Source organism: Paenibacillus terrae (assembly GCF_000943545.1).
Taxonomy (GTDB): Bacteria; Bacillota; Bacilli; order Paenibacillales; family Paenibacillaceae; genus Paenibacillus; species Paenibacillus terrae_A.
The window spans coordinates 1-1,913 of record NZ_JTHP01000158.1 but is presented as its reverse complement, the minus strand read 5'-3'; the positions used below and the strand labels follow the sequence as shown (position 1 = coordinate 1,913).

2 protein-coding genes are annotated in these 1,913 nt (G+C 48.5%); both read left to right on the top strand.

All coding sequences use genetic code 11. The features are described from left to right. Positions 1–48 precede the first annotated feature (48 nt). Positions 49–207, top strand: coding sequence for a hypothetical protein (locus QD47_RS32810; RefSeq protein WP_200893550.1), 159 nt, complete (start codon positions 49–51; stop codon positions 205–207). A 208-nt stretch (positions 208–415) separates the two neighbouring features. Beyond that, positions 416–1,828: a group II intron reverse transcriptase/maturase gene (ltrA, locus tag QD47_RS29360; protein ID WP_044649450.1), complete on the top strand. Its 1,413-nt coding sequence runs from the start codon at positions 416–418 to the stop codon at positions 1,826–1,828. Positions 1,829–1,913 lie beyond the last annotated feature (85 nt).

The following is a 1,913-nucleotide window of genomic DNA, read 5'->3' as shown; positions in this document are numbered from 1 at the left end:
TTTTTTGTGCGCCATGCATGGCGCGTAACTAGGCGGTGAAAGTCCGCTATGGGGGCTGACAGTTGCCAACCATTAGCCAAGAGCAAGGGTGTCCGCCGTGAGGCGGAATCTGAAGGAAGCTGGCGGCAAAATTCCGACCTGAGGAACACGAACCGCATCAGGCATCCAAAGTGGGATAAGCCTGCAAAACAAGGCAAAATCCAATAAACTGTCCAGACACGAGGATGTAAATGCGGCGGGTACATGGGATGAAAGTTGCGCGTCTTACCGTGGGAGGTCTCATGGACGTGAAGAGATGGACTTCAAATCACGGTTGAAACAAGATTTATCATGAGAAGTCAGCAGACGCCATAGTACCTTGGTTCAAGAAAAAAAAAAACTGAGGGAAGGGCTGAACCTAAGGAGGTGTAGGTCAATGAAAGTTACCAAAACAGGAGCAAAGGGCAGCCAACTTCCAAAGGAAGGCTTCACGCAGAAAGATAGTGCGGAACACAAAGGATATGCGGGAGTGCACATTCCTGCAAGGATAACTGAAACGGACAGCATCAACGCAAACGAGTCGGAAAATGGACTGCTGGAGCAGATCGTGAGCAGACACAACCTGAATGAAGCATACAAGCGAGTGAAAGCGAACAAAGGCTCTCACGGGATCGACGGGATGAAAATAGATGAACTTCTAGGCTATCTCAAAGAGAGCGGAGCGACACTCCGGCAATCCATTCTGGACGGTAAATACCGTCCGAATCCCGTTCGAAGGGTAGAAATACCGAAAGAAGACGGAAAGAAAAGGAATCTGGGAATCCCAACTGTGGTGGATCGGGTCGTTCAACAAGCCATCGCGCAAGTGCTCACACCGATGTACGAAGATCAATTCTCGGACAACAGTTTCGGGTTCCGACCCCAGCGGAGCGCCAAGGATGCGATTCGGAGAAGTCAAAGCAATGTCACACAAGGATATAAATATGTGGTGGATATGGATCTTGAGAAATATTTTGATACGGTCAACCCAAGCAAACTAATCGAGATATTATCGAGAACGATAAAAGACGGTCGAGTCATCTCGCTCATCCACAAATATCTGAAAGCCGGCGTTGTGGTTCAACACCGCTTCGAAGAAACGGAAATCGGGGTCCCCCAAGGAGGCAACCTGAGTCCGTTACTCAGCAATGTCATGTTGAACGAATTGGACAAGGAACTGGAGCGACGTGGACACCGATTCGTGCGCTACGCGGACGACCTGCTGATCTTCTGCAAAAGTAGAAGAAGTGCAGAACGAACCTTGGAAAGGATTCTACCGTACATCGAAAAGAAGCTGTTCTTGAAAGTGAATCGAGAGAAAACAGTGGTGGATGATGTGAAGAGGGTTAAATTCCTGGGCTTCGCCTTTTATCAGCAACAAGGGGAAACGAGAATCCGAATCCCCCCTAAATCGGTAGCCAAGATGAGAACTCGAATAAAAGAGCTCACGGCGAGAAGCAATGGAACGGGGAATGAGGAACGGGCAAGCAGGCTTCGAAGATACATCAAGGGATGGATAAACTACTTCAAGATCGCGGATATGAAGAAGCTGCTGCAAAAGACGGATGAGTGGATGAGAAGGCGAATACGCATGATTTACTGGAAACAGTGGAAGCGAGTGAGGACAAGGTATGCGATGTTGCAAAGACTTGGAATCCGAGCCCAACAAGCATGGGAATATGCCAACACAAGAAAAGGCTACTGGAGAATATCCAATAGCCCCATCCTCTCGAAATCCCTCAGAAACAGTATCCTTAAAGACCACGGATTCTTAACCTTTTCGGATTATTACCGACAAGTCAAAACGTAAACTTAGGAACCGCCGTATACCGAACGGTACGTACGGTGGTGTGGGAGGTCGGCTACTCAACTAATGGGTAGCCTCCTACCCGATT